Source organism: Bradyrhizobium sp. LB8.2 (genome assembly GCF_040548035.1).
In the GTDB taxonomy this organism is placed as follows: domain Bacteria; phylum Pseudomonadota; class Alphaproteobacteria; order Rhizobiales; family Xanthobacteraceae; genus Bradyrhizobium.
This window is the reverse complement of record NZ_JBEPQV010000008.1, coordinates 190,835-212,447: the sequence shown is the minus strand read 5'-3', so window position 1 is coordinate 212,447 and position 21,613 is coordinate 190,835. Positions and strand designations below refer to the sequence as shown.

Genomic DNA, 21,613 nt, shown 5'->3' with positions numbered 1-21,613 from the left:
TGGGAAGCGTGAAGGCTATCAGCCCTTCGTCATCGTGATGTTGACGCCGCGGATCTCGCCCTTGGAGGAAATCTGCACCGTCTGCTTGGTGCCATTGGTGCGCAGCGACAAATTGGCGGCGAAACCGTTGGCCTCGACGAACACCTCGATCTGGCCGCCGCCGGCGGTGCCCTGCAAATTGCCGAAGATGTTGCGGTTGGCCTCGCTCCAATTGCCGGAGATGCGCTCGCCCTGGCTCGTCACGTCGCTGGTGAGGTCGAACTTGTAACTGTCGGACGCGCAGTGCAACGCCTGCTTGAGGCTGAGACCGGTACCGGCGACCTTGTAGTCCGCCTTGCAGCGGATGCGCTCGGTGGAGCCGTCGGACAGCGACACCGTGCCGGTGCCGGTCCACGCGCCTTCGAAACCTGCAAATGGTCCGGACGACTGAGCCTGGCTTGCCGAAACTGAGAAGAGCAGCGCAGCCCCGATGCCGGCCGCCTTGATTGCCTGTCCAGATCGCCCAAAGAATTTCATCTCAAAATATCCCGTTTTAGAAGGACGCCCGCTTTTCACCAAGAACGTCTCGCCACATCGAAAGTTTAGTGTTCCGAGCCAGTGTCAGGTTCAATGCCTGACTGCCAGAGATGGCGGTTCACGACGCCTCGCGCCATGCTCCGACCTCGCGATTTGCGGTGTTTCGGCATGTTTCTGGCGCCCAAGGCCGGGTCGAGAGATGCAGCTCTGCAACAGGTGCGCAGCAAAACGCGGCGTGCCTGAATTATGACGTAGTATCAATCTCTTACATTTGCCAGAGAAGGTGCAGGGAAGACCTGATTTGGTGGATCTGGCGCCAATTTGGCCGCATTTACCAGTGCTTGTGCCTTCTCCGAGGCCGCACTTTCCGCGGCAACTTGCCATCAGAACAATCCGTTTCCGGTCGTCCCCCTATGTGGTCCGGGATCGGCGCGATTCTGCCGTCAGAATGAAGGAATACAATGCGTAAGCTTCTCGTCGCTCTCACCTTGCTGTCGGCCTCCCTCTCGACCGCAGCGTTCGCCCAGCAAGGGCGCGGCACGGACGCCGAGCAGAAGGCCTGCTCGCGCGATGTGCAGAAGCTCTGCCGGCCGGTCATCGATCAGGGCGATTTCACCGTTCTGGCCTGCCTCAAGGAAAACCGGGCCAAGATTTCGCAGGCCTGCGACCAGGTCCTGAAGAACCACAACCAGTAAGCTCGGCCACTGGCCCACAAGGGCGGCCCCGGGGTCGCCTTTTCGGGCCGGATCCGGAAGGGCAGCCATCGAGAGACAGGATTGGTTTTGCGGCCGTATTCCCCTATATGGGGGCCGCGGCGGCATCGCCGGCATGAGCCCGCGCGAGCGAAAAAGCCCTTCCTGTCCAAACGATTGTAGACCAGCCCTCGATGACCTCTGCGAGCGAATTGCGATCCGGCAAGGGTGAGCGCGACGAGAATTTTCCCGTCGCGTCCTGGATCATTCATCCGCGTCATCGCGCCTTGATCCTGGCGTACTACAATTTCGTCCGCACCGCCGACGACATTGCCGACCACGCCACGCTGCCGGGCGACGAGAAGCTCGCTTATCTCGACCTGCTCGAGGCGGAATTGCTCGGCACGGGCGACACCCAGGCCGAGGCCGTCAGCTTGCGGCGCGCACTGGCCGAACGCGGCATGGCGCCGCGCCACGCACTCGACGTGCTCATCGCGTTCCGCATGGACGTGACCAAGCTACGCTACGAGAACTGGGACGAGGTCATCCATTATTGCCGCTACTCGGCGATGCCGGTCGGCCGCTTCATGCTCGACGTTCATGGCGAGAGCACGTCGACCTGGGCCGCGTCGGATGCGCTCTGCGCGGCGCTGCAGATCAACAACCACCTTCAGGATTGCGGCAAGGATTTCCGCGAGCTCAACCGCGTCTATCTGCCGCGCGATGCGCTGGCCGCAAGCGGCGCCTCGGTCGAGCAGCTCGGGCTGACGCAATCGCCGCCGGCGATGCTGGCCTGCCTTCAGGCGCTTGCCGTGCGCAACGAAGCGCTGCTCAACGAGGGCAGGTCGCTCAGCGCGGAGATCAGGGACTTCCGCCTCGGCGTCGAAGTCTCGGTGATCCAGGCCTATGCCGACCGCATCGTGCGTCTGTTGAAGGTGCGCGATCCCCTGCGCGAGCGCGTGCACCTGAACAAGTTCGAGCTCCTCACCTTCAGCCTCGCCGGCATGATCGGCGAAGTCGGCCGCCGCGCGATCGGACGTAAGGCCATTTCCAGACCGGGGACTGCACATGACGCTTGAGGCGACCTCGCCCGGCGCCAATTATGGCTCGACCGCATCCGGCAGTTCGTTCTACGCCGCGATGCGCATCCTGCCGCACGACCAGCGCGAAGCAATGTTCCAGATCTACAGCTTCTGCCGTCAGGTCGATGACATCGCCGATTCCGATGGCCCGCGCGACGAGCGGCTCGCCGCACTTCAGGCGTGGCGCAACGACATCGATGCGCTCTACCAGGGCAACCCGCCGCCGCGGCTGAAGGACTACGTCGCCTCGGTGAAGAACTTCGGCCTCAAGCGCGAGGATTTCCTCGCCATCGTCGACGGCATGGAGATGGACGTGCCGCAGGACATCCGCGCGCCCGACATGGCGACGCTGGATCTCTATTGCGATCGCGTCGCGAGCGCCGTGGGGCGGCTGTCGGTCCGGGTGTTCGGCCTGCCGGAAGAAGACGGCGTCGAGCTCGCCCATCATCTTGGCCGGGCGCTCCAGCTCACCAATATCCTGCGCGACATTGACGAGGACGCGGGTCTCGGCCGGCTCTATCTGCCGCGCGAGGCGCTGCTGCATGCCGGCATCACCTCCAACGATCCGGACCGCGTGATCCTCGAGCGCGCGCTGCCGAAGGTCTGCCTGCCGCTGGCGCAGCGCGCCAAGGTGTATTTCGAAAAGTCGGACGAGATCATGAACCGCAACCGCCGCCGCGCGGTGCGCGCGCCGCGGATGATGTCGAAATACTACCATGCCATTCTGGACCTCCTGATCGCGCGCGGTTTCGACGCGCCGCGAGAGCCGGTGCGTGTGTCGAAAGTCACGCGCATCTTGATCCTGCTCCGTTACGCTCTCATCTGATGCAAAAAACAGCTCATATCATCGGCGCCGGAATTTCCGGCCTTTCCGCTGCCGTGCGGCTCGCCAATGCCGGCTTCAAGGTCGCCGTGCACGAGGCGACGCACTACGCCGGCGGCCGCTGCCGTTCGTATTTCGACGGCGCCACCAATCTCACCATCGACAATGGCAATCATCTGCTGCTGTCGGGTAACAGCCATGCGCGCGCCTATGCGCGATCGATCGGCACCGAGGCGGGCCTGGTCGGACCGGAGCGCGCGCAGTTTCCCTTCGTCGATATCACGACCGGGCAGCGCTGGCAGATCGATCTCGGCGACGGTCGGCTGCCGACCTGGGTGCTCGACGAGAGTCGCCGCGTTCCCGACACCGGGCTCACCGATTATCTGAAGCTGGCGCCGCTGATCTGGGCGTCGGAAGAGACGCTGGTCGGCAAATCCATTCCCTGCGAGGGCGTGCTTTATCAGCGCCTGGTGCAGCCGCTGCTGCTCGCAGCGCTCAACGTCGATCCTCCCGAAGGCTCGGCGGGGCTTGCCGGCGCGATCGTGCGCGAGACGCTGCTCGCCGGCGGGCAGGCCTGCCGCCCCCTGATCGCGCGCGACGGACTCAGTGACGTTCTGATCGAGCCCGCCGTGAAATTCTTGACCGAGCGCGGGCACTCCGTTCAACTCGGCCACGAACTGCGTTCCTTCGCGACCAATGACGGCAAGGTCGGCGCGCTGAATTTCGGCGGCGAGGATCTGATCCAGATCGGCGCGGGCGACGTCGTCGTGATGGCGGTGCCGCCGCGCGCCGCCTCCAACCTGCTGCCCGGCCTGAAGACGCCGACCGAATTCCGCGCCATCGTGAATGCGCATTTCCGCGTTGAGCCGCCAGCGGGATCAGCTCCGATCCTCGGCGTGATCGGCGGCGTCGTGGAGTGGCTGTTTGCGTTCCCGAACCGGCTTTCGGTCACCATCAGCAACGGCGACCGCCTGGTCGACATGCCGCGCGAGGAACTCGCGCAGGTGATCTGGAACGATGTCTGCAAGGCCGGCGGTGTTTCCGGCGAGCTGCCCCCCTGGCAGATCGTGCGCGAGCGCCGTGCCACATTTGCGGCGACGCCGGCGCAGAATGCCCTGCGCCCGGGGCCGGTCACTGCGTTCAAAAACCTGTTTCTTGCAGGCGATTGGACTGCTACGGGATTGCCTGCAACCATCGAGGGATCGGTCCGATCCGGCGATCGCGCCGCCGATCTGGTTCTGGCCGCCAAGGGATACTGACAGGCGGCCCTGACGGGCATTTGTCCCCGGTCAATTTCGGTCAATTTCAATCGACTAACGGAGCAATCGAGCGAGATGGAGTCCGTGAACGCGACCAACCGCGAAGCCCGAGAATCTATGAACTTGGACTCCAGGAACCTGGACTCCAGGAACCTGGACTCGAGCATTGCGTCGGCCATCGAAGGCGTCCTCGGCTTCCAGCAATCCGACGGCCATTGGGTGTTCGAGCTCGAGGCCGATTGCACCATTCCGGCCGAATACGTCCTGCTTCGTCATTATCTTGCCGAGCCGGTCGATGCCGTGCTCGAGGCCAAGATCGCCAATTATCTTCGCCGCGTTCAGGGGGCTCATGGCGGCTGGCCGCTGGTGCATGACGGCGAGTTCGACATGAGTGCCAGCGTGAAGGCGTATTTCGCGCTGAAGATGATCGGCGATTCCACTGACAGCCCGCACATGGTGCGTGCGCGCGAGGCAATCCACGCCCGCGGCGGCGCGATCAACAGCAATGTCTTCACGCGCTTCTTGCTTGCGATGTACGGCATCGTGACCTGGCGCGCCGTGCCGGTGCTGCCGATCGAAATCGTGCTGCTGCCGTTCTGGTCGCCGTTCCATCTCAACAAGATCTCCTACTGGGCCCGCACCACCATGGTGCCGTTGATGGTGCTCGCAGCGCTCAAGCCGCGCGCGAGGAATCCGAAGGCTGTCGGCATCGACGAGCTGTTCCTCCAGGATCCGCGCTCGATCGGCATGACTGCCAAGGCGCCGCACCAGAGCCTGGCCTGGTTCGCGCTGTTCCGCGCGCTTGACCACATCCTGCGTGTGGTCGAGCCGATGTTTCCCAAGAGCCTGCGCAAGCGTGCCATCGACGCGGCGCTCGCCTTCACCGAGGATCGGCTCAACGGCGAGGACGGCATGGGTGCGATCTATCCTCCGATGGCCAACATCGTCATGATGTACGACGCGCTCGGCAAGGACGAGAATTTTCCGCCGCGTGCGATCACGCGCCGGGGCATCGACAAGCTGCTCGTGATCAAGGACGACGAGGCTTATTGCCAGCCCTGCGTCTCACCGGTGTGGGACACGACGCTGACCGCGCACGCGCTGCTGGAAGCCGGCGGTGACAAGGCGGTGCCTGCCGCTAAGCAGGGCCTCGACTGGCTGATCCCGAAGCAGGAGCTCGCGGTGAAGGGCGACTGGGCGGTGAAGCGGCCCAATGTGCGTCCGGGCGGCTGGGCCTTTCAGTACAACAATGCCCATTATCCCGATCTCGACGACACCGCGGTGGTCGTGATGTCGATGGACCGCATGCGCCGTGAGCACAATGCGGCCGGTTATGATTCCGCGATCGACCGTGCCCGGGAGTGGATTGAGGGCATGCAGAGTGACGACGGCGGCTGGGCTGCCTTCGACGTCAACAACCTCGAATATTATCTGAACAACATCCCGTTCTCCGACCATGGCGCGCTGCTCGATCCGCCGACCGAGGACGTCACCGCGCGCTGTGTCTCGATGCTGGCCCAGCTCGGCGAGACCGCGAAGACCAGCAAGCACGTCGCCGACGGGATCGCCTACCTCCGCAAGACCCAGCACCCGGAAGGGTCCTGGTATGGCCGCTGGGGCATGAACTTCATCTACGGAACCTGGTCGGTGCTGTGCGCCCTCAACATGGCCGGTGTCCGTCACGACGACCCGATGATGCGCAAGGCGGCCGGCTGGCTGGCCTCGATCCAGAACCAGGACGGGGGCTGGGGTGAGGACGCCGTCAGCTACCGCCTGGACTACGCCGGCTGGGAGGCCGCCCCCTCGACCGCCTCGCAAACGGCATGGACCTTGCTTGCCCTTATGGCTGCCGGCGAGGTCGATCACCCGGCCGTCGCCCGCGGGGTGGAGTACCTGATTGCAACACAGAACAAAAAAGGACTGTGGGACGAGCAGCGGTATACCGCCACAGGCTTCCCCCGCGTGTTCTATCTGCGGTACCATGGTTACCCGAAGTTCTTCCCGCTGTGGGCGCTGGCCCGGTATCGGAACTTGAGGGACACCAACAGCAGGGTGGTAGGGGTCGGAATGTGACTTTGGGGACGGGGGACTACTTTACCGCGGGCAATGCCATTGATCCGCGGCCGATATTGATCGTGACCGGACTGGTTCAGGAGGCCCGCATCGCGGCCGGGCCCGGAATGGCGGTCATCTGTTCGTCGAGTAGCCCGACCCAGTTGCGGGCGCTGCTGACGGTGCTGGATCCTGAGACGATTCGCGGCGTGATCTCTTTTGGCGTGGCCGGCGGCCTCGACCCGACGCTGCGCTCCGGCGACGTCGTGCTGGCGACCGAAGTGCTCGCCGGCGACACCCGCTGGGCCGCCGGGCTGTCGCTCGGCGACGACCTCATCGACCGCCTGACGTCGGGGCGCCGCCGCGTGGTGCGCGGCAGCCTCGCCGGTGCCGAGGAAGTGGTCACGGGGCGCTCCTGCAAGGCGGCGCTGCATTCGGAGACCGGAGCGGCCGCCGTCGACATGGAAAGCCACATCGCGGCGGCCTACGCCGCCGAAGCCGGCTTGCCGTTCGCCGCGGTCCGCGTCATCAGCGATCCCGCCCATCGCGCGCTGCCGGCGCTCGCCCGCGCCGCCATCAAGCCGAACGGCCAGATCGACGTGCTGGCCGTGCTGCGCGGCATCGCGCGCAATCCGACAGCGCTGCATGGACTGGTCTCGACCGGTATCGATTTCAACCGCGCGCTGCGCAGCTTGCGCGGCTGCCGCGACTTCCTGATCGGCACCGAGCTCGTCGAGAGCGAGGCTCTGGTCTCCGAGGCGGCCTGAGCGGTTTTCCGATCCGACAAAAGAAAAGGCCCGGTTCGCCATTGGCGACCGGGCCTTTGTTTTTTGATCGGGCTACAAGGCCGACTTGCGCGCTTACGCCGCCGTCGAAGCCTTCCGTGCGGCCTTCTCCTGCGCGGCGGCAGCCTCGTCCTTGCGAATCTCTGACAGGCGCTTCTGCACTTCCGCCGAGAAGATGTACTGCGCAGGGCGCTGCTTGGTCATGTCGATCTCGGGCGCCATCGGACCCGTGGTCCTGACACCGCGCAGCGACACCCACATCGCCTTCAGCGGGTGGCTGATGGCTGCGGTCGCCGCCGTCGGCTCGTAGCCGCAATGGGCCATACAGTCGGCGCACTTCTCGTACTTGCCGGTGCCGTAGGTCTCCCAATCGGTGGTGTCCATCAGCTCCTTGAAGGTCTTCGCGTAGCCTTCGCCGAGCAGATAGCAGGGCTTCTGCCAGCCGAAGATGTTGCGCGCGGGCATGCCCCAGGGCGTGCACTCGTATTCCTGGTTGCCGGCGAGGAAGTCGAGGAACAGGCCGGAATGCATGAAATTCCACTTCTTGCCCTTGCCCATCGCAAAGACGTCGCGGAACAGCTTCTTGGTCTTGGTGCGGTTGAGGAAGTGCTCCTGGTCGGGCGCACGCTCATAGGCATAGCCCGGCGACATCGAGACGCCGACACCGAGCTCGACGGTGAGGTCGAGGAATTTTGCAATCTCCTCGGCCGGATGGCCGTCGAAGATGGTGGCGTTGACGTTGACGGTGAAGCCGCGGGCCTTGGCCGCCTTGATCGCGGAGACGGCGCGATCGAACACGCCCTTCTGCGACACCGCCTTGTCGTGGTGCTCCTTCAGGCCGTCGAGATGCACCGAGAAGAACAGATAGGGCGAGGGCTCGAACAAATCGAGCTTCTTCTCGAGCAGCAGCGCGTTGGTGCAGAGCGAGACGAACTTCTTGCGCGCGACGAGGCCGCGCACGATCTCGCCGATCTCCTTGTGGATCAGCGGCTCGCCGCCGGGAATGGCGACCATCGGCGCGCCGCATTCATCGGCTGCGTCCCAGCACTCCTGCGCGCTCATGCGGCGGTTGAGGATCGCGTCCGGATAATCGATCTTGCCGCAGCCGACGCAGGCGAGGTTGCAGCGAAATAGCGGCTCCAGCATCAGCACGAGCGGATAGCGCTTGCGGCCAAGCAGCTTCTGCTTGATCAAATAGCCGCCGATACGCATTTCCTTGAAGAAGGGGATAGCCATTACGAGTTTTCTTTCTGGGCTTGAAATTCGGGTGGGTCAGCTCGCAGCCAGTTGGGCCGGAAGCCGAAATTCGATGTTCTCCTCGCGGCCCGGCAGCACCGAGACCTGTACCGGTCCGATCCGCCGCATCGCTTTCGATCACGTCATCCACGAGTACCCCGGACGCCGAAGCGCCGGCCGTGGCGCCGACGGTCCTGGCATCTTTCAACCACTCCGGATCGAGCGCGCTGCCGTCGGCAATCATATAACTCGCGACGCCGGCCTCAGTGCCGATTTCGCGGAGCCGGTTCGAGCTATTGGCAGCGCCCACCACCAAGATCATATCGACCAGCTTGCTCCAGTTCCTTACCGCAGATTGGCGGTTCTGTGTCGCATAGCAGATATCCCGGATGTCCGGGCCTTGAATATCTGTAAAGCGGGCCTGAAGTGCCCAGGTAATGTCCTTGGACACCGTGGTTTCGGCTTTGTTCTTCAGGCTCCCCATTGCACCCACTACGCCCGCGCAAAAACCGCGCGATTGCGCCAGATAAACTTCCATTGGTCGTCCATCACGCAAGTTGCACCGATCCGCATCTTGAGTCCCCGGAGCACCCGGATACCAATGAGCTGCAATATCCGCACCATCGGTTTCGGCAACGCAGCCGTCGCCCATGCGGGTACACATGGAAGGCGCAATACTTTGTGTCAAAAAATCGGCAGCAAGGAAAGGGGGCCCATGAACTTTGGTTCCCCTGCAGGATCCATTTGCGGTACTATAGTAAAGAACGTTCCGGTCGGCAAAACGGCGACATTTTGTGCGCGGCCCTCGGTCACTTTCCCGCCTCAACTCCTCGGCTATACCGACCGCCCCGCATGATTTTGCCACGGCCTCCCGCCGTTCAGCTCGAACCTCCTGGCGGAAAGAGCCACTCAAAACAGCAATAGGTTTCGCCCGGGAACTCCGATAAACAGCGGGCGTTTCCGGGAAGCTGTTAACGCAGAAAGAAAAGAAGTGCTGCAAAGCGTAGTCGTTGCCATCGTCAGGGCCTGCACCCGGTTTGCCCCCATCGTCGTCGTTCTCGGGCTCCTGCTGGCGGTGGGGGCGGGCTACTACACGGTCCATCACTTCGCCATCAACACCGACATCAATTCGCTGATTGCCCAAAATCTGGACTGGCGCCAACGCGACCAGCAATTCGATCGCGCTTTCGACCGCGATGCGACGATCACGGCGGTGGTCGAAGCCAAAACGCCGGAGATGGCGACTGCGGCGTCGGACGCGCTCTATGCCAAGCTGAAGGACGACAAAACCGACTTCCAGTCGATGCAACAGCTCGGCACCGGCGAGTTCTTCGAGAAGAACGGCCTGTTGTTCCTGCCGACCGAGGAGGTCGCCAAGGTCACGAGCCAGTTCGAATCCGCCGCACCCCTGATCGAGATCATGGCGGGCGATCCCTCGATCCGCGGCCTGACCGGTGCGCTCGAGACGGGTCTTGCCGGCGTCAAGCGCGGGCAAGTGAAGCTCGACAACACCGAACGGCCCTTCAACCAGATCGCACAAACGGTTGAGACCGTGCTCAACAAGGGCAGTGCGAGCTTCTCCTGGCGAGAGCTCGTCAGTGACGAGCCGCTGACGGATTCGGACAAGCGCGCCTTCATCGAGTTCAAGCCGATCCTCGACTACAACGCGCTGGAGCCCGGCAAGGGCGCCACCGACGCGATCCGCAAGGCCGCAGCCGATCTGGAGTTTGCAACCAAATACCAGGCGCGCGTGCGGCTGACCGGTCCGGTCCCGATCGCCAACGAGGAATATGCAACCGTCCAGGAAGGCGCTGTCGTCAACGGCATCGGCACGGTTCTGGTCGTGCTGCTAATTCTGTGGCTGGCGCTGCATTCGGCGAAGATCATCTTCGCGGTGTTCGTCAATCTCTTCGTCGGTCTTGCGCTGACAACCGCCGCCGGTCTGATGATGGTGGGCTCGCTCAATTTGCTGTCGATCGCGTTCGCCGTGCTGTTCGTCGGCCTCGGCGTCGATTTCGGCATTCAGTACAGCGTCCGCTATCGCTCCGAGCGCTATAAGCATAACGACCTTTCGGGTGCGCTGGTATTGGCCGCGAAGCGCTCGGCAATACCGCTGTCGCTGGCGGCGATGGCAACCGCGGCCGGCTTCCTCTGCTTCATGCCGACCGACTACAAGGGCATATCGGAGCTCGGCCAGATCGCCGGCGTCGGCATGCTGGTCGCGTTCCTCACCAGCATCACCGTACTCCCGGCGATGCTGAAGCTGTTGAATCCGCCCGGCGAGAAGGAGCCGGTCGGCTACGCCTTCCTGGCGCCGCTCGATCACTTCCTTGAGAAGCACCGCGTGCTGGTCGTCGGTGGTACGATCTTTCTCGCGGTCGCCGGCCTGCCGCTGCTCTACTTCATGAAGTTCGACTTCAACCCGATGAACCTGCGCAATCCGAAGGCCGAATCGATCGCGACCTTCCTCGATTTGCGCAAGGATCCCAACACCGGCGCCAATGCCATCAACGTGATGACCACGTCGGAGGAGCAGGCAAAGCAGGTGGAGGCGAAGCTGGAGAAGGTGCCCGAAGTGCTGCGGGTGATGTCTCTCAACAGCTTCGTCCCTGAGGACCAGCCGCCGAAGCTGAAACTGCTTGCACAGGGCGCCAAGGTTCTGAACCCTGCGCTCAATCCTGACCAGATCGACGCGGCGCCGACGGACAAGGAGAACGTCGATTCGCTGAAATCCTCGATCGACAATCTGCGCCGGACCGCAGGCGATGCGAAGGGCCCGGGTGCAGTCGCCTCGCGTCGGCTCGCGGACGCGCTGGAAAAGCTCGCCAATGGCGACGAGGCTACGCGGAACAAGGCGCAGGACGTGTTCGTCGCGCCGATGAAGATCGTGTTCGACCAGCTCCGGAACGCGATGCAGGCCGAGCCGGTCACCCTGAAGTCGTTGCCACCCGACCTCATCAGCGCCTGGAAGAGCAAAGACGGCATCATCCGCGTCGAGGCGCTGCCCAAAGGTGATCCCAACGATAACGACACGCTGCGCAAATTTGCGGCGGCCGTGCTCGTTGCCGAGCCGACAGCGATCGGCGGCCCGGTCTCGATCCTGAAATCCGGCGACACCGTGGTGAAGGCGTTCATCCATGCCGGAATCTATGCGCTGTTGGTGATCGGCCTGTTGCTGTGGATCACGCTGCGCCGGTTCGTCGACGTGCTGATGACCTTGGTGCCGCTCCTGGTTGCCGGCGCGGTAACGCTCGAGATCTGCGTGCTGATCGGCTTGCCGCTCAACTTCGCCAATATCGTCGCGTTCCCGCTGCTGCTCGGCGTCGGCGTGGCCTTCAAGATCTACTATGTCGTGGCCTGGCGCTCGGGCAGGACAAACCTGCTCCAGACCAGCCTGACGCGTGCGATCTTTTTCAGCGCGATGACGACGGCGACGGCGTTCGGCAGCCTGTGGCTGTCGAGCCATCCGGGAACGTCCAGCATGGGCAAGCTGCTCGCGCTGTCGCTGGTGACGACGCTCGCCGCCGTGCTGCTATTTCAGCCGGCGCTAATGGGCAAACCCCGCAATCTCAGGGAGTAGGCAGATGTCGCCGACCGGGTCGACGGCGCCCTTCTGACCAGGTTTGGCAGTGCCGGCGGCCTTCGGGGCTGCCGGCGCAGGCTGCGCCGCCGTAGCGCCCGTCGTTCCCGGGGCCTTCGGCGCCGCGCCGGTGGACTTCGGCATGCCCTTGGCAATGGCATTGGCGGTGCTCAAGGGAATAGGCGGGCCAACGCGGGTCCAGGTTTCGCCACCGCAGAGGAAGCCCATCACGCAGCCCTTGATCTCGAGCTGGTCGGTGCCAACCGGCGTGATGGTCGCGCTGTAGAGCTGGCCGTCCTTGGCGTTGTAGACCTGACCCTCCCACTGATCGGCGCCGGGCTTTTTCTTCATGTCGATCAGGGTCGCCATGCCCAGCGTGGGCCTGGTCTTTTTCGACGCGTCCGGATTGTATTCATCGTGGCCGCCGGGCTCTTTTTCCCAGGAAACCGCGCCCCACATGCTGCCATTGCATTGGGCGACACGAATGTTGGCCACGGCGTCGGCAACCCGCCAGTCGCCGGTCGGATCGGCGGCGAGCGCCGGGGTCAGGCAGGTGAAACCGCCAGTCAGTATTAGTCCGGTGTAAAGGGCTAAACGCATGATAGTTCCTTGGCAGTGCAACATGGTCTAAAGCTGTGCTTGCGAAGATGGTCCGAAAAAGGGCAAAAGGCCGCACAGACCGTTTTCGGCAACGGTCCGTTTTCAGTTGACGAGACGGCCCTCAACCGAAGTATGTAACGGATGCACAGCCCAAATCCAGACATGTCTCAGCTATTCGCGGACCGTCAGGCCCAGCGCAGCGCCCTGCATAATCGGCATATGAACGAGCAGTTCGTTCGGGTGCTCAAGACCATCGGCTATGACGTCGGCTTCCAGAAGGGGCAGGGGCAGTACCTCTACGACCGAGACGGCGCGCGCTATCTCGACCTTTTGTCCGGCTTTGGCGTGTTTGCGATCGGGCGCAATCATCCTGTCATGCGCGAGGCGCTCAAGAGCGTGCTCGATGCCGACCTGCCCAACCTCGTCCAGTTCGACGTCTCGGTGCTCGCCGGCGTGCTCGCCGAGCGGCTTTTGAAGTACGTGCCCTATCTCGACAAGGCGTTCTTCGCCAATTCCGGCGCCGAATGCGTCGAAGCCGCGATCAAGTTCGCTCGCGGCGCCACCGGCCGGCCCGGCATCGTCTATTGCGCCCATGCCTATCACGGCCTGACCTATGGCGCGCTGTCATTGACGGGTGATTCGAACTTCCGCACCGGCTTCGAGCCGCTGCTGCCGGGTTGCACCTCGATCCCGTTCAACGATCTCGCCGCGCTCGAAAAGGCGCTGGCCTCGCGGGAGGTGGCGGCCTTCGTCGTCGAGCCGATCCAGGGCAAGGGCGTCAACATGCCCACCGACGAGTTCCTGCCGGGTGCGGCTGCGCTCTGCAAGAAATACGGCACGCTGTTCGTCGCCGACGAGATCCAGACCGGCATGGGCCGCACCGGCCGCTTCCTCGCGGTCGAGCATTGGAACGTCGAGCCCGACATGGTGCTGCTGTCGAAGTCGCTGTCCGGCGGCCACGTGCCGGTCGGCGCCGTGCTGACGCGCAAGAGCATCTTCGACAAGATATTCAACCAGATGGACCGCGCGGTGGTGCACGGCTCGACCTTCTCCAAGAACGACCTGGCGATGGCCGCGGGCATCGCGACGCTCGACGTCATGGAGTCCGAGAAGCTGATCGAGTCCGCCGCCAAGCGCGGTGCCGAGCTGCGCCTTGCGCTCACGCGCATGGTGCCCGGCTACGAGCTGTTGAAGGAAGTGCGCGGCAAGGGCTTAATGATTGGCATCGAGTTCGGCCCGCCGAAATCGCTGCGGCTGCGAGCTTCGTGGAACGTGCTGGAGGCCGCCAACAAGGGCCTGTTCTGCCAGCTCATCACCGTGCCGCTCTTCAAAGATCACAAGATCCTGACCCAGGTCGCCGGCCACGGCAGCCACACCATCAAGCTGCTGCCGCCGCTCACCATCACCGAGGAAGATTGCGGCTGGATCGAGCGCGCCTTCGACGACGTCATCGCCGGCAGCCACAAGGTCCCCGGCGCGATCTGGTCGCTCGGCAAGACGCTGGTGGACAACGCTGTGAGGCGGTCGGCGTAACCTGATCCCTCAGGCCGCCTTGGGCTTGTTCACAGTCTCGATGCGGTCGAGAGCCTTGCCGAGATCGCGTTTGGCGATCTGAATATCGTAATCGTTCTGGAGATTGAGCCATAGCTCAGCGGTCGTGCCGAGCGCTTTGGCAAGCCGAAGCGCGGTGTCAGCGGTGATTCCGGTCTGCTCACTCGCAATCCGCTCAATACGCGTACGCGGCAGGCCGCATGTCTTGGCGAGCGCGCCTGCCGACATGTCCAGCGGGCTCAGAAATTCTTCCCGCAGAACCTCACCAGGATGCATGGGCTTGAGTTTCTTGGCCATCGTCGCATTCTCCTAGTGATAATCCACGATCTCGACCTGAACGGGACCTTGTGATGTCCACACGAAGCACACTCGGAACTGGTCGTTGATCCTGATCGAGTGCTGTCCCTTGCGATCGCCCGTGAGGACCTCAAGGCGGTTTCCGGGTGGTGCCCTCAAGTCGCTGAGTTCGCCCGCAGCGTGAAGATAGCGCAATTTCCGGCGAGCAACCTTCACCAGGTCGGCCGGAAAGCGTTTAGGGCTTTCGCCGTTAAAGACCGCCTCAGTCGTTTTGTCCCGAAACGTCCTGATCACTCAGGCAATGTATCATTGGTTGATACATGCGCAAGGGATTTGTATCAATTTCTGATACGACTCCAGGGTTACCCCTCCACATTCGCCTTCATCGCCGCCTCGAACTTGTCGACGAACTCGGCGAGCTCGTCGGCGCCGATATCGCTGACGGCCCAGAAATTCAGGCCCCCCTCGCCCCAGCGGCGGCAGTTGAAACCCTGCATGGTCTGGGTCTTCGGCGGACGATGTTCGGTGCTTGAGGTCTGCGCCACGAACAAATTGACCACGTGCTGCCGGCGCTTGTAGACGACCGCGCCGATGGCACGTGCGTCGATATAATCGAGCCTGCCGCCGACCAGCGTAAAACCCTGCGCGGTGAGGTCGATCACGGGCGGGGCGACGTCGAGCTTGCCGTTGAACCACGGCTTCACGGTGTGCTGGTCGGTCGAGACCACGTCGATGAGGTGGCCGGCCTGGAGCGAGCGCAGATGCGCGGAAACGACCTCCGACAGGATGCGCTGCTGGTCGTCCTGGCGCAGCACCACGGCGACGACACCGGAGGCGGCGAGCGCAGAGACCGCCGAACCCATTGCAAAGCCGCGCAGCACGGAGCGGCGGCTCGGTTGTTGGCGCTGCGGCTGCGGCAGCGAAGCCTCGATCCGGATGCGCAAACTCGTCGGCGCGGTGTAGCGCAAATTGGTGTCAGCGAGCACGCGCTGCATTTCCCGTTGTGAGGCAAGCTCGGCGGCGCAGGCCGGGCAGCTTGCGATATGGGCTTCGACCTCGCGTGCATGGCCCGCATCGAGCTCGTTGTCGAGCAGCGCGTGAAGCAGCATTTTTGCTTCGTCGCAGTTCATTTCGAGTGCTCCTCTTCCGCCATCCATGCCGCGCGCAGCATGGCGCGGGCGCGTGCGAGGCGGGACATCACGGTGCCGACGGGTGCGCCGACGGCCTCGGCGATTTCACGATAGGACAGGTTGCTGATCTCGCGCAGCACGAAGGTTTCCTTGAACGGTTCGGCGAGGGCGTCGATCAGCTTGCGGATCGCGCCGGCGTCGCGGCTGCGCAGCACTTCCGTCTCCGGGCTCGCCTCGGTCTCTTGCCAGATCGGCGTCTGCTCGGCGGCGCCGGGCGTATCCTCGATCGCGCTGTGTCTGTGCGCGCGCCGTCCATATTCGGCGTTGCAGACGTTACGCAGGATCGCAAACAGCCAGGGCTTCATCGCCGGCCCGCGATAGCTGTCGAAATGCTTCAGCGCGCGCAGATAGCACTCCTGCACCGCGTCCTCGGCATCGGAGGCGTCGCGCAGCAGATAGCGTGCGAGTGTGTAGACGTCGTCGAGATGAGGCAGCGCTGCCTCGCGGAAGCGCTGCGCCTTCTGCAAATCGTCGTTGGCGGGCATCGCTCCTCGCTTTGCCTCTTGTTCTGCGCGTTGCTTCGTTTCGTCCACATTCGTTTGGTCGGCGTGTGTGACCGAGGGCACACGAGCCCGGCCGGCGTGGGACCACCGGCCGGGCAAGACGTTGACGCCTTGGTTCGAGATGTTACTCAACCTTGATCATCCCCGTCATGTGCGGGTGCAACGAACAAAAATATTTGTAGTCGCCCGCATTGGTGAAGGTGAAGGAGAACTTGTCGTCGGTGTCCAGGGTCTTGGACCTGAACTTGCCGGCCGACACCACGGTGTGGGGGATGTCGTCCCGGTTGGACCAGGTCACCGTGGTGCCGACCTTGATCTTGAGCTCGGCCGGCTGGAAAACGAAATTGTCGATATGCACTTCCATGTCGTCGGCACGGGCGGTTGTTGCGGGCAAGAGGATAGCCGCGGCCAAAGCGAGACCGAGGTCGACAGCGAAGTCGCGGCGATTGAGTGTCTTCATTGTCAGCTTCCGTTCAGCTCTGCTCAACCTTGGAGCGGCGTGTCGATGATCGCGAGCCGCTGCTCGTTCTGCTTGAAGTTGACGCTGGCAACGCCGAGCATGGCGCGCAGCTTTGCGTCCTCGACCTTCATCGGTCCGGGCGACGGAGCTGCCCCCGGCGCCGGCTGCGGGAACGCAGTCGAGCGCGCGGTATGGAAGGTGACGTTGCCCTCGACCTTCTGCATCACTTGATGGATGTGGCCGTTCAGCACGGTGACGGAGCCGAAACCCTTGACGTATTCCAGCGCGCGGCCGCCGTCCTCCGTGCCCCAGCCCCATTCCGGATAGACGGTCCAGAGCGGGATGTGGGCAAACAGCACGATCGGCGTCGATTTCGACTTGCCGCGCAGGTCGTCCTCGAGCCAGGCGAGCTGATCGGCGCCGAGATTGCCGAGGCCGCCGGCCTTGAGATCGACGACGTTGACGAGGCCGATGAAGTGCACGCCGCCGGCGTCGAACGAATACCAGCCCGCCCCCTTGGTGCCGCGGCCGTAGCGCTCGCGATAGAACTTTACCTCCTCGTCGAGGAAGTCATGCTCGCCGGGCACGTAGTGCACGTCCAGCTTGCTCTGCGAGATGATGCGATCGGCGTTGTCGAATTCGGCGGCCTTCGACAAATGAGTAATGTCGCCGGTATGGATCATGAAGGACGGCTTGACCGGCATCGCGTTGATCTTGTTGATGGCTTCCTCCAGCGTGCCGAGCGCGTTGGGATTGGCCGGCTTGTCGAAGCCGACATGGCTGTCGCTGATCTGGAGGAAGGTCATGCCGGGCGCGGCCGCGGTCGCGGCTTGCGCGGAATCAATGATGCCGAGCGAGCGCGGCACGCCGCCCGTGATGGTCCAGAGCACTCCGGTGCCGGCCCAGGTCATGCATTCCAGAACCTTGCGGCGGCTTAAGCCGTCGTCCCCGTGATCGTGTCCGCTCATCGCGCGTCTCCTCTCGCCCGGAATTGGGCTTCGGGGACGTGATTGGGGCAGGGGTGGGTTTATTCCCGGATGAGATGACGATTTCGTGAGGTGGTTTCGATCGAGGCACGACGCTATGTCGCGAATTCGCGCACGGCCTTCACCACGATCGCCGGCGCTTCCTGCGCCACACAATGCCCTGCACCGTCGAACTTCAGCGTGCTGACCCGCGGAATCAGCGACACGGCGCGCGAGGCCATCTCCTTGTAGATCGGTCCCGACTTCGCGGCGGTCGTGACCCGCACCCGGCAGTCGATCGCGGAGAGCGAGGTAAACGGATTGCCACGCGCATCGCCGACGTAGACCTGCTCCATCGCCTGGTAGATCGGACGCAGGATCGCCGATTCGATCTCGGGCGTGCAGCAGAGCTGCACCCGGCCGTTCGCCAGCGGCGCGAAGCCATGGCGCACATAGGCCCGAAGCGAAGTCTCGGTCCAGTCCGCAAACGTCGGCGCGGCGCGGTAGCGCTCGAATACGGCGTCGGCACTGTCGAACTCGGCACGTCGGCGCAGTGCTCCCTGCACGCGGGACAAGGAGTCTTCGCTCAATTCTCCGGAGCGCGCAGCGCGCGGATCCATTACAGTTGGCTCCATCACGAACAGGCGTGCGAAACGTCCGGGCAAAAGTTTCGCCGCGAGCAGAAGATCGGTCGCACCTGCGCTGTGGCCAATCCCGTAGACGTTGCGCAGCCCGAGCGCATCGATCACCCGGCAGACATCTTCGGCATAGTCCAGAAAATGATAGGCCCCGGGCTTGTGGCTCGCGCCATGGCCACGGCGGTTGAGCGCATAGACCGTGTAGGTCGCGGCGAGATCGCGTGCGACCTCGTCCCAGACGTCGGCGACGAAGCCGGTGCCGTGAAGCAGAAGCGCAGGCGTCCTTCCGCTCTCGCCCCATCGCAGCATGGCGATCTGCGCATCCGCGGGGCCGATCGAAAAGCGGTGCGCTTGGATCATGGTAGGGCGCTACTTGCCATCTTCCAGGATCATCGTCGCGCCCTTCTCGGCGATCATCGCGGTCGGCGTGTTGGTATTCCCCGACGTGATCGTCGGCATGATCGAGGCGTCGACGATGCGTAAGCCTTCGAGGCCGTAGAAGCGCAGGCGCTCGTCCACCACCGCCATCGGGTCATTCACCGCGCCCATCTTCGCCGTGCCGACGGGATGGAAGATGGTGGTGCCGATGTCGCCGGCGGCCTTTGCAAGCGAGGCGTCGTCGTCACCGACGGAGGGACCGGGCAGATATTCGCTCGGGCGGTATTTTGCCAGCGCCTTCTGCTGCATGAGGCGGCGGGTGGTGCGGATGGCGTCGGCGCCGACCCGGCGGTCGTCGTCCGTTGAAAGATAATTCGGCGCGATGATCGGCTTCTCGTCCGGCGTCGCCGCGCGGAGACGTACGGTGCCGCGCGAGGTCGGCTGGAGATTGCAGGCGCTCACCGTGATCGCGGGGAAGCGGTGCAGCGGATCGCCGAACTTGTCGAGCGACAGCGGCTGCACATGGAACTGGATGTTGGCGCGCGCGCGCGTCGCATCGGAGCGTGTGAAGATGCCGAGCTGCGACGGCGCCATGGTCAGCGGGCCGCGGCGGCGGAAGGCGTAGTCGAGGCCCATCAGGCCGCGACGGACCAGATTGTAATAGGTCTCGTTCAGCGTGCGCACGCCCTCGACCTTGTAGATCGCGCGCTGCTGGAGATGATCCTGGAGATTGCGACCGATGCCGGGCTTGTCCATCACGATGTCGATGCCGAGCGGGGCCAGCCAGTCGGCGGGCCCGATGCCGGAGCGATGCAGCACCTGCACTGAGCCGATCGCGCCGGCCGAAAGGATCACCTCGCGTTTCGCACGCGCCTCGATGATCTCGCCGTTCTGGACGAAGCGCACGCCGACGGCGCGGCCCTGCTCGATGATCAGACGATCGACCAGCACGTGCTTCTCGAGCCGCAAGTTCGGGCGGTTCAGCGCCGGCTTGAGGAAGCCGCGTGCCGACGACCAGCGCCGGCCGCGCTTCTGGTTGACGTGGAAATAGCTGGTGCCTTCGTTGTCGCCGGTGTTGAAATCGGGAATGCGCTTGATGCCCATCTCCTCGGCGGCGTCGCCGACGGCGTCGAGAACGTCCCACGATAGCCGCGGCGCCTCGATGCGCCAGCCGCCGCCGGCGCCGTGGTGCTCGCTCGCGCCGAGGAAATGATCCTCGAGCCGCCTGAACAGCGGCAGTACGTCGTCATAACCCCAGCCGGTCATGCCGAGCTGGCGCCAGTGATCGTAATCGGCGGCCTGACCGCGCATCGAGATCATGGCGTTGATCGCCGAAGAGCCGCCGATCACCTTGCCGCGGGGATAGGCCAGTGCGCGGCCGTTCAGGCCAGGCTCGGCCTCGGTCTTGAACATCCAGTCCGAGCGCGGATTGCCGATCGCGAAGAGATAGCCGACCGGAATGTGGAACCAGATCCAGTTGTCGTCGCCGCCGGCTTCGAGGATGAGGACGCGATTGCCTGGCACGGCCGACAGCCGGTTGGCGACGATGCAGCCCGCCGTGCCGGCCCCAACGACAATATAGTCAAACTCACCTTCGAGCCGCCTTGGCATTCTGCTTCCACCCGGATGGTCATGCAACATGCCGTCCTAATACGCAGAGACGGCGGATCGGGACAAGCCCGGCCATGCCGAGCGGACAGGCTAGACCCCGATCCCCGGCAGTTGGGTGGACTGGTGCTTGCATGGTAGACAGTCCTGTATTTTCAACAAAGCTTGAGATCCTCCATGCCCATCGTGAACCGCGTCGCCGACCTTCAACCCGATATTCAGGCCTGGCGCCGGGACATCCACGAGCATCCTGAGCTGCTGTATGACGTCCACCGCACCGCAGCATTCGTCGCGGATCGCCTGCGCGAATTCGGCTGCGATGAGGTCGTGACCGGCGTCGGACAGACCGGCGTGGTCGGCGTGATCAAGGGCAGCAAGCCGGCCGGCGAGGGCCTCAAGACCATCGGCCTGCGTGCCGACATGGACGCGCTGCCGGTCGAGGAACAGACCAACCTGCCTTACGCTTCGAAGACTCCCGGCAAGATGCACGCCTGCGGCCATGACGGCCACACCGCGATGCTGCTCGGTGCTGCGCGCTATCTCGCCGAGACCCGCAATTTTGCCGGTGATGCGGTGGTGATCTTCCAGCCGGCCGAGGAAGGCGGCGCCGGCGGCCTGGCCATGGTCAAGGACGGAATGATGGAGCGCTTCGGCATCGAGCAGGTCTACGGCATGCACAATGGCCCGGGCATTCCGATCGGCTCGTTCGCGATCCGGCCGGGTCCGATCATGGCGGCGACCGACGAGGTCGATATCATGATCGAGGGCCTCGGCGGCCATGCCGCGCGGCCGCACAAATGCGTCGATTCCGTTCTGGTCGGCGCGCAGGTGATCACCGCGTTGCAGTCGATCGTCGCGCGCAGCGTCGATCCGCTGGAATCGGCCGTGATCTCGATCTGTGAGTTTCACGCCGGCAACGCCCGCAACGTCATTCCGCAAACCGCGACATTGAGGGGCACCATTCGCACGCTGTCGCCGGAGGTGCGCAAGCTGGTCGAGAAGCGCGTGCACGAGGTTGTCGCGGGCGTGGCGCAGATCACCGGTGCCAAGATCGATCTGCACTACAAGCGCAATTATCCCGTGGTGAACAACCACGCCGCGGAGACCGAAATTGCGCGTCGCATCGCCGGGCAGGTCGCGGGCGAGGCCAACGTGCACGAGATGTCGCCGCTGATGGGCGGCGAGGATTTCGCCTATATGCTGGAAGCGCGCCCCGGCGCCTTCATCTTCTGCGGCAACGGCGACAGCGCCGGCCTGCATCACCCCGCCTACAATTTCGACGACGAGGCAATCGTTTACGGCACGTCGTACTGGGTCAAACTGGTCGAGGAATCGCTCGCGGCATCGTAAGGTCGAGCGTGAGGTCAAGCCGAAAGCACAAATGAAAACGGCCCGTGC

The 21,613-nt window shown here is 63.8% G+C and carries 20 protein-coding genes and 1 pseudogene; 9 read left to right on the top strand and 12 right to left on the bottom strand.

Annotated elements, in window-relative coordinates:
- Nucleotides 1-18: 18 nt before the first annotated feature.
- Nucleotides 19-516 (bottom strand): hypothetical protein, encoded by a 498-nt coding sequence (locus tag ABIB06_RS13165; RefSeq protein WP_247447280.1) that lies wholly within the window; start codon nucleotides 514-516, stop codon nucleotides 19-21.
- Between the two features lie 461 nt (nucleotides 517-977).
- On the opposite strand from ABIB06_RS13165, the gene ABIB06_RS13160 reads away from it, so the two are divergent.
- The 6 genes from ABIB06_RS13160 (at nucleotide 978) to ABIB06_RS13135 (ending at nucleotide 7,191) form a co-directional block, all read left to right on the top strand.
- Nucleotides 978-1,211 (top strand): hypothetical protein, encoded by a 234-nt coding sequence (locus ABIB06_RS13160; RefSeq protein ID WP_354047045.1) that lies wholly within the window; start codon nucleotides 978-980, stop codon nucleotides 1,209-1,211.
- A gap of 191 nt (nucleotides 1,212-1,402) precedes the next feature.
- Entirely contained in the window at nucleotides 1,403-2,287 is an 885-nt protein-coding gene (hpnC, locus tag ABIB06_RS13155) for a squalene synthase HpnC (protein WP_354047047.1), read from the top strand.
- Entirely contained in the window at nucleotides 2,277-3,116 is an 840-nt protein-coding gene (gene hpnD, locus ABIB06_RS13150) for a presqualene diphosphate synthase HpnD (protein ID WP_247447278.1), read from the top strand. Before hpnC ends, hpnD begins: the two co-directional genes overlap by 11 nt.
- Entirely contained in the window at nucleotides 3,116-4,372 is a 1,257-nt protein-coding gene (gene hpnE / locus ABIB06_RS13145; RefSeq protein WP_354047049.1) for a hydroxysqualene dehydroxylase HpnE, read from the top strand. Before hpnD ends, hpnE begins: the two co-directional genes overlap by 1 nt.
- Nucleotides 4,373-4,447: 75 nt before the next feature.
- Nucleotides 4,448-6,445, top strand: coding sequence for a squalene--hopene cyclase (shc, locus tag ABIB06_RS13140; RefSeq protein WP_354047051.1), 1,998 nt, complete (start codon nucleotides 4,448-4,450; stop codon nucleotides 6,443-6,445).
- Nucleotides 6,442-7,191, top strand: coding sequence for a phosphorylase (locus ABIB06_RS13135; RefSeq protein WP_354047053.1), 750 nt, complete (start codon nucleotides 6,442-6,444; stop codon nucleotides 7,189-7,191). The genes shc and ABIB06_RS13135 overlap by 4 nt, the downstream gene beginning before the upstream one ends.
- 93 nt (nucleotides 7,192-7,284) lie before the next feature.
- On the opposite strand, the gene hpnH is transcribed toward ABIB06_RS13135, so the two are convergent.
- Together hpnH and ABIB06_RS13125 are read right to left on the bottom strand one after the other, a co-directional pair.
- Nucleotides 7,285-8,445 (bottom strand): adenosyl-hopene transferase HpnH, encoded by a 1,161-nt coding sequence (hpnH, locus tag ABIB06_RS13130; protein WP_247349851.1) that lies wholly within the window; start codon nucleotides 8,443-8,445, stop codon nucleotides 7,285-7,287.
- A 36-nt stretch (nucleotides 8,446-8,481) separates the two neighbouring features.
- Nucleotides 8,482-8,890 (bottom strand): annotated as a pseudogene (locus tag ABIB06_RS13125) (4-hydroxy-3-methylbut-2-enyl diphosphate reductase); the annotation flags it as partial.
- Nucleotides 8,891-9,436: 546 nt separating this feature from the next.
- On the opposite strand from ABIB06_RS13125, the gene hpnN reads away from it, so the two are divergent.
- Entirely contained in the window at nucleotides 9,437-12,025 is a 2,589-nt protein-coding gene (hpnN, locus tag ABIB06_RS13120) for a hopanoid transporter HpnN (RefSeq protein ID WP_354047055.1), read from the top strand.
- Here hpnN and ABIB06_RS13115 read toward each other — a convergent pair.
- Complete coding sequence (locus tag ABIB06_RS13115; protein WP_354047057.1) at nucleotides 11,993-12,625, bottom strand: DUF2147 domain-containing protein; 633 nt, start codon at nucleotides 12,623-12,625, stop codon at nucleotides 11,993-11,995. The two genes, hpnN and ABIB06_RS13115, sit on opposite strands and share 33 nt — an antisense overlap.
- 141 nt (nucleotides 12,626-12,766) lie before the next feature.
- Between ABIB06_RS13115 and hpnO the strand changes: the two genes are divergently transcribed.
- A complete protein-coding gene (hpnO, locus tag ABIB06_RS13110; RefSeq protein ID WP_247447273.1) occupies nucleotides 12,767-14,158 on the top strand; it encodes an aminobacteriohopanetriol synthase HpnO in 1,392 nt (463 codons plus the stop codon).
- Between the two features lie 9 nt (nucleotides 14,159-14,167).
- Here hpnO and ABIB06_RS13105 read toward each other — a convergent pair whose 3' ends face one another.
- The 8 genes from ABIB06_RS13105 to ABIB06_RS13070 form a co-directional block, all read right to left on the bottom strand.
- Nucleotides 14,168-14,473 carry a HigA family addiction module antitoxin gene (locus ABIB06_RS13105; protein WP_247349855.1) on the bottom strand — a complete coding sequence of 102 codons (306 nt, stop codon included), beginning with the start codon at nucleotides 14,471-14,473 and terminating at the stop codon, nucleotides 14,168-14,170.
- A 12-nt stretch (nucleotides 14,474-14,485) separates the two neighbouring features.
- Nucleotides 14,486-14,767, bottom strand: coding sequence for a type II toxin-antitoxin system RelE/ParE family toxin (locus ABIB06_RS13100; protein ID WP_247349856.1), 282 nt, complete (start codon nucleotides 14,765-14,767; stop codon nucleotides 14,486-14,488).
- A gap of 68 nt (nucleotides 14,768-14,835) precedes the next feature.
- Nucleotides 14,836-15,603 (bottom strand): anti-sigma factor family protein, encoded by a 768-nt coding sequence (locus tag ABIB06_RS13095; RefSeq protein WP_354047060.1) that lies wholly within the window; start codon nucleotides 15,601-15,603, stop codon nucleotides 14,836-14,838.
- Nucleotides 15,600-16,148, bottom strand: coding sequence for a sigma-70 family RNA polymerase sigma factor (locus ABIB06_RS13090; protein WP_247349859.1), 549 nt, complete (start codon nucleotides 16,146-16,148; stop codon nucleotides 15,600-15,602). The genes ABIB06_RS13095 and ABIB06_RS13090 overlap by 4 nt, the downstream gene beginning before the upstream one ends.
- A 142-nt stretch (nucleotides 16,149-16,290) precedes the next feature.
- Nucleotides 16,291-16,626: a cupredoxin domain-containing protein gene (locus ABIB06_RS13085; RefSeq protein ID WP_247349860.1), complete on the bottom strand. Its 336-nt coding sequence runs from the start codon at nucleotides 16,624-16,626 to the stop codon at nucleotides 16,291-16,293.
- Between the two features lie 23 nt (nucleotides 16,627-16,649).
- Complete coding sequence (locus ABIB06_RS13080) at nucleotides 16,650-17,594, bottom strand: metallophosphoesterase family protein (protein WP_247447270.1); 945 nt, start codon at nucleotides 17,592-17,594, stop codon at nucleotides 16,650-16,652.
- A 113-nt stretch (nucleotides 17,595-17,707) separates the two neighbouring features.
- Nucleotides 17,708-18,589 carry an alpha/beta fold hydrolase gene (locus ABIB06_RS13075; protein ID WP_354047063.1) on the bottom strand — a complete coding sequence of 294 codons (882 nt, stop codon included), beginning with the start codon at nucleotides 18,587-18,589 and terminating at the stop codon, nucleotides 17,708-17,710.
- Nucleotides 18,590-18,598: 9 nt separating this feature from the next.
- Entirely contained in the window at nucleotides 18,599-20,218 is a 1,620-nt protein-coding gene (locus ABIB06_RS13070; RefSeq protein WP_354068751.1) for a GMC family oxidoreductase, read from the bottom strand.
- A gap of 174 nt (nucleotides 20,219-20,392) precedes the next feature.
- On the opposite strand from ABIB06_RS13070, the gene ABIB06_RS13065 reads away from it, so the two are divergent.
- Nucleotides 20,393-21,565 (top strand): M20 aminoacylase family protein, encoded by a 1,173-nt coding sequence (locus ABIB06_RS13065; RefSeq protein WP_354047067.1) that lies wholly within the window; start codon nucleotides 20,393-20,395, stop codon nucleotides 21,563-21,565.
- The last annotated feature ends 48 nt before the right edge of the window (nucleotides 21,566-21,613 follow it).

Bases quoted from the DNA above. Each gene is read 5' to 3' on its own strand.
- ABIB06_RS13165 (WP_247447280.1), bottom strand. From the start codon at position 516: ATGAAATTCTTTGGGCGATCTGGACAGGCAATCAAGGCGGCCGGCATC.
- ABIB06_RS13160 (WP_354047045.1), top strand. From the start codon at position 978: ATGCGTAAGCTTCTCGTCGCTCTCACCTTGCTGTCGGCCTCCCTCTCG.
- hpnC (WP_354047047.1), top strand. From the start codon at position 1,403: ATGACCTCTGCGAGCGAATTGCGATCCGGCAAGGGTGAGCGCGACGAG.
- hpnD (WP_247447278.1), top strand. From the start codon at position 2,277: ATGACGCTTGAGGCGACCTCGCCCGGCGCCAATTATGGCTCGACCGCA.
- hpnE (WP_354047049.1), top strand. From the start codon at position 3,116: ATGCAAAAAACAGCTCATATCATCGGCGCCGGAATTTCCGGCCTTTCC.
- shc (WP_354047051.1), top strand. From the start codon at position 4,448: ATGGAGTCCGTGAACGCGACCAACCGCGAAGCCCGAGAATCTATGAAC.
- hpnH (WP_247349851.1), bottom strand. From the start codon at position 8,445: ATGGCTATCCCCTTCTTCAAGGAAATGCGTATCGGCGGCTATTTGATC.
- ABIB06_RS13115 (WP_354047057.1), bottom strand. From the start codon at position 12,625: ATGCGTTTAGCCCTTTACACCGGACTAATACTGACTGGCGGTTTCACC.
- hpnO (WP_247447273.1), top strand. From the start codon at position 12,767: ATGCACAGCCCAAATCCAGACATGTCTCAGCTATTCGCGGACCGTCAG.
- ABIB06_RS13105 (WP_247349855.1), bottom strand. From the start codon at position 14,473: ATGGCCAAGAAACTCAAGCCCATGCATCCTGGTGAGGTTCTGCGGGAA.
- ABIB06_RS13095 (WP_354047060.1), bottom strand. From the start codon at position 15,603: ATGAACTGCGACGAAGCAAAAATGCTGCTTCACGCGCTGCTCGACAAC.
- ABIB06_RS13090 (WP_247349859.1), bottom strand. From the start codon at position 16,148: ATGCCCGCCAACGACGATTTGCAGAAGGCGCAGCGCTTCCGCGAGGCA.
- ABIB06_RS13085 (WP_247349860.1), bottom strand. From the start codon at position 16,626: ATGAAGACACTCAATCGCCGCGACTTCGCTGTCGACCTCGGTCTCGCT.
- ABIB06_RS13080 (WP_247447270.1), bottom strand. From the start codon at position 17,594: ATGAGCGGACACGATCACGGGGACGACGGCTTAAGCCGCCGCAAGGTT.
- ABIB06_RS13075 (WP_354047063.1), bottom strand. From the start codon at position 18,589: ATGATCCAAGCGCACCGCTTTTCGATCGGCCCCGCGGATGCGCAGATC.
- ABIB06_RS13070 (WP_354068751.1), bottom strand. From the start codon at position 20,218: ATGCCAAGGCGGCTCGAAGGTGAGTTTGACTATATTGTCGTTGGGGCC.
- ABIB06_RS13065 (WP_354047067.1), top strand. From the start codon at position 20,393: ATGCCCATCGTGAACCGCGTCGCCGACCTTCAACCCGATATTCAGGCC.